Source organism: Nocardia farcinica (assembly GCF_029867845.1).
In the GTDB taxonomy this organism is placed as follows: Bacteria; Actinomycetota; Actinomycetes; order Mycobacteriales; family Mycobacteriaceae; genus Nocardia; species Nocardia farcinica_A.
Window position 1 is genome coordinate 1 of the sequence record NZ_JARWRU010000494.1, and the last position, 3,969, is coordinate 3,969.

A 3,969-nucleotide genomic window follows, 5' to 3' on the forward strand; every position below is an offset into this window, starting at 1 on the left:
AATCCGTCACGGTCGCGGCCGCTTCCGTGGCCCGCGCGGACGCCTCGGCCGAATCCTTGTCCGCGACGCCGGATTCGGTGGCGCCACTCACAGCGTGGCCTCGTCTTCGCGCAGCACGCGGGTGGTGCGCTCACCGGCGGCGCCCCTGCCGGAGACATCCGCGCCGACCGCCGGATAGCGCAGGTAGCTCAGGCGCGAGGCCTCGTAGCGGCCGCGCCGGATGCCGTCGAGCACCATGCCCGCGGTCCAGGCCAGGCTGCCCAGCAGCAGCAGCGTGAAGCCGAGGAACAGGGTCGGGAAGCGCGGCACCTCGCCGGTGCGGGTGAACTCGATGACGATCGGCGTCGTCAGGATCACCGACAGCAGCCAGGCCAGGGTGCCCGCCAGGCCGTAGAAGGCCACCGGGCGCTCATGACGGGCCAGGCCGACGATCAGCGAGAGGATCTTGAAGCCGTCGTGGTAGGTGCGCAGTTTGGACTCGCTGCCAGCGGGACGGTCGCGGAAGCCCACCGGCACCGAGGTCTGCGGCACCCGCAGTTGCAGCGCGTGCACGGTCAGCTCGGTCTCGATCTCGAACTCGCGGGAGACAGCGGGGAAGCTCTTGACGAAGCGGCGGGAGAACACCCGGTACCCGGAGAGCATGTCCTCGACGTTCTCGCCGAACACCTTGCCGACCACGCCGTTGAGCACCTTGTTGCCGGTCTCGTGGCCCGCGCGATAGGCCGAGGCGCCCTCGTCCTGCCTGCGCACTCCGAGCACGTGGTCGTACGGGCCCGACAGCAGTTTCTCGATCAGCCACGGCGCGGCCGAGGCGTCGTAGGTGTCGTCGCCGTCGATCATCAGGTAGACGTCGGCCTCGATGTCGGCGAAGGCGCGCCGGACCACATTGCCCTTGCCCTTGGTGTGCTCGTGACGCACGATGGCGCCCGCCTCGAGTGCCCGCTCGACGGTGCGATCGGTGCTCAGGTTGTCGTAGACGTAGACGACGATGCCCGGCACGGCCGCGCGCAGGTCGGTGACGACCTTGGCGACGGCGGCCTCTTCGTTGTGGCAGGGGACCACTGCGGCGATGCGAAGGTCGGTGGAGTCCACCCGGGTCACGATCCTCATCTCGGGGGCGAAGGGGAACACGGGGGAGGGTACACGGCTGGGGTACCGTCGCCGAGGTGTCCTACCCCGACCCCGCTGTCCCACCGGCCGAGCTCTCGGCGGCCGCATCCGCACCCGAACCGGGGGAAGACCGGGTCTGTTCGCGCACCATCGACGCCGCCGCGCTGCGCAAGGGCAGTGCGTTCCTGGTGGTGGGCGGAATCGGTTTCCTCGCCGACGCGGGTATGTACAACCTGCTCGTGTTCTGGGGCGGCGAAGGTGTGATGTATCACTCCCCGCTGCCCGCCAAGATCATCGCGATCGCGTTCGCCACCGTGGTCACCTATTTCGGCAACAAGTGGTGGACCTACGGAAACCGGAAATCGGACAATCCGGTCCGGCAATATCTGCTCTACGCCCTGTTCAATGTCGCCGCGATCGCGTTGCAACTGGGCTGTCTGGCCTTTTCCCGATATGTGCTCGGCCTGTCGACGCCGTTGGCGGACAATATCGCGGGCACATTCGTCGGCCAGGCCGTTGCCGTGGTGTTCCGGTACTGGGCCTATGGCAAGTTCGTTTTCCCCGAGACCGGCGATCGAACCGCCGAGCGCACCGGTCGCTGACCCGCACGCCCCCGCGACGGTTGATATTCTCGGCCACGCCGCGCTCGGCATCCGGGGCGTGTGGTTCGTCCCCGTCGGCACCAAGTTGAATTTCGAGGACTTCATGGACCAGTCGGCTACCAAGGCCGTTTCCGAATCCGATGACCGCCGAATCGCCGCAGCCGCTCCGGCCGCGCTGCGCGTCGACCATCGCGCGCCCGACCGGCTCGTGGTGCAGCGCGGGGTCTTCACCGGTCCCTCGGCCAGGATCAGCGATGAGCTCTACGCGGTCGCCAAGGGCGGGAAGGTGACCCGCGAGCGGCTGTCGATCCAGCTGGACAAGGGTGTCACCCTCCACACCAATACCTACTTCGGCCGGTTCGCGGCCAGCTACTGGCAGCGCTGGACCACCGTCACCGAGGTGACCGTCACCATGGCGCTCGAGGTGGGCCGTCGCGCTCGCGTGCGCCTGGTCGCCTCCGACATCGCCGGGCACCGCCGCATCGTCGACAGCCTCACCACCACCTCCAGCGGTGTGGCCACCCTCAGCGCCCCGCTGAACCAGTTCGTCGACGGCGGCGCGCTGTGGCTCGTGTTCGCCGCGGTCGGCGGCGAGCTCGGCGTCGGGGAGGTGCTGTGGACCACCGCCGCCCCCGAGCGCATCCGCCCGGTCGCCATCGCGATCTGCACCTTCAACCGCGCCGCCGACTGCGCCGAGACGGTCGCCGCGCTGGCGGGCGATCCGACCGTGCTGGCCGCCATCGACGCGGTCTACGTGGTCGACCAGGGCACCGACCTGGTGGCCGATCGCCCCCGCTTCCAGGAGGTCGAGCCCACCTTCGGCGACAAGCTGCGCTACATCCGCCAGCCCAACCTCGGCGGCGCTGGCGGTTTCACCCGCGGCCTGTACGAGGTCTCCGCGGTCAACGAGCACGCCGACGTCATCCTCATGGACGACGACATCCTCTGCGAGCCCGAGACCGTGCTGCGCCTGAACGCCTTCGCCAACATGACGGTGGAGCCGACTCTGGTCGGCGCGCAGATGCTGTTCCTGCTCAATCCCGACTACCTGAACGTCGGCGCGGAGGAGGTGCACCTGGGCGAACTCAGCCACGGCCAGCGGGTGCCCAAGGCGCTGCGCAACACATCCATGCTCAAGAAGAACCAGGAGCGCCGCGTCGACGCGGGCTACAACGCCTGGTGGACCTGCCTGATCCCGGCCGAGGTGGTCGCGAAGATCGGCCTGCCGCTGCCCATCTTCTTCCAGTGGGACGACGTCGAGTACGGCGTGCGGGCCCGCGAGCACGGGTTCGTCACCGTCACGCTGCCGAACGCGGCGGTCTGGCACGCGGACTTCTACTGGAAGGACTTCGACGACTGGGCGCGCTACTTCTCCACCCGCAACTCGCTGATCGTGTGCTCGATGCACACCGATCTGGATGTGGGCAAGATCAGCAAGCAGCTGTTCCGCAATATCGCCGAGCACCTGGTGGCCATGCAGTACGGCCTGGTGCACACCATCCTGCAGGGCATCGAGGACTTCCTCGAGGGTCCGAAGGTGCTGCGTGACGGCGGCATCGCCGCGCTGGCCGCCGCCCGCGCCGAGCGCGCCGACTACCCGGAGACGATCAAACATCCCGCGGCCACCGCGCCGGTGAACCAGGCCGAGATCACCGTCCGCCGGGCGATCGGCGAGCCGAGCCGCCCGCTGCTGGTGCTGATCAAGCGGGCGCTGGACCAGTGGTTCGGGCGCACCCAGCACGGCCTGATCGGGGTCACCCGCGAGGACGCGCACTGGTGGCACGTCTCGCTGTTCGACCACGTGGTGGTCACCGACGCCTCCCAGTCCGGCGTGCGCATCCGCCGCCGCGACAAGGCCAAGGCCAGGGCGCTGCTGCTGCGCACCGTCCGGGTGCTGCGCCGGCTGCGCAAGGAACTGCCCGCCCTCCAGGAGCAGTACCGCGCGGCCGTGCCCGAGCTGACCAGCCGCGCCAATTGGGAGCGGCTCTACGGGATCAAGGCCGACTGATCATGGCCGCGACTCCGGCCCCGGTGCTGGGCGGACGATGTTGCGGAGACAACGCGACGAACTGGTGAAAGCCGGCATCCTCGCGCCGGTCGGCAGGGCCGGATTCGACAACTGGAAGCGCTCCGCTCGCGGCTGGAGTCGCTACCGGCAGCCGACCGACGGCCGAAAGGGGCAGGGCCGCGTGCGGTGACGCGCGCGGCCCAGCCCGGCGGGGGAGAGGAACAGGTCGGTGGGAAGCGGCCCGTCACC

3 protein-coding genes are annotated in these 3,969 nt (G+C 69.3%); 2 read left to right on the plus strand and 1 reads right to left on the minus strand.

The genetic code is table 11. The annotated features are described in order from the left end of the window. Positions 1-87 precede the first annotated feature (87 nt). Complete coding sequence (locus tag QH283_RS10775) at positions 88-1,110, minus strand: glycosyltransferase (protein ID WP_280502876.1); 1,023 nt, start codon at positions 1,108-1,110, stop codon at positions 88-90. A 56-nt stretch (positions 1,111-1,166) separates the two neighbouring features. Between QH283_RS10775 and QH283_RS10780 the strand changes: the two genes are divergently transcribed. Together QH283_RS10780 and QH283_RS10785 are read left to right on the plus strand one after the other, a co-directional pair. Beyond that, positions 1,167-1,712 carry a GtrA family protein gene (locus QH283_RS10780; RefSeq protein WP_280502877.1) on the plus strand — a complete coding sequence of 182 codons (546 nt, stop codon included), beginning with the start codon at positions 1,167-1,169 and terminating at the stop codon, positions 1,710-1,712. 103 nt (positions 1,713-1,815) lie between these two features. Next, positions 1,816-3,720 (plus strand): glycosyltransferase, encoded by a 1,905-nt coding sequence (locus QH283_RS10785; RefSeq protein ID WP_280502878.1) that lies wholly within the window; start codon positions 1,816-1,818, stop codon positions 3,718-3,720. Positions 3,721-3,969: the final 249 nt, after the last annotated feature.